This window comes from Cellulomonas sp. P2_B4, from assembly GCF_056404795.1.
Map to the genome: position 1 here is coordinate 1 of NZ_JBFUDI010000113.1, position 521 is coordinate 521.

2 protein-coding genes are annotated in these 521 nt (G+C 61.0%); both read right to left on the reverse strand.

The features are described 5' to 3' along the window. Positions 1-172 (reverse strand): helix-turn-helix domain-containing protein (locus AC1DZC_RS20380; protein ID WP_477044557.1); only part of this gene is annotated, 172 nt, incomplete at its 3' end. Beyond that, positions 169-521 (reverse strand): hypothetical protein (locus AC1DZC_RS20385; RefSeq protein WP_477044556.1); only part of this gene is annotated, 353 nt, incomplete at its 5' end. The genes AC1DZC_RS20380 and AC1DZC_RS20385, both read right to left, overlap by 4 nt.

Genomic DNA, 521 nt, shown 5'->3' on the forward strand with positions numbered 1-521 from the left:
GCAGATAGCGGTGCACGTTGCTTTTGGTGAGCCCGACCTGGCGCGCCAGTTCGGACACGCCCATCGGTTCGGGTGCGGCGACCAGCGCTTCGAGCACTTGCATGCCCTTGACGATCGTCTTGTCCAATTCCGTCTCCGCTCGTCTATCTGGCCCGGCAGGGGCGTTGTTCAATTATGCGCATGGGCGGGGGAATTCGCCAGTGCCAACTCAAGCTCGCTCACGGCGGCACGGTAATATTTCAGCCCGGCGATGCAGAGCAGGATCGATGGAATGCCGAGCACGAGAACATAGCAACTGAGCACGACACCGATCATCTTCGGATCACCGGTCATATCGGTAGCAAAGCCGATGATCGGCGGGCCGAGCAACGGCCCGATCAGCGAGATGAAGGTGTTGAAGATCGCCATCGATTGTGTGCGGACTTCGCCCGGGGTGATCTGCGCCATTGAGGCGGGGCCGCCGGCGGTCGCCACCGACTTGCCGATAAAGGCGACGAACATGAATATCACCGCGATCGGGG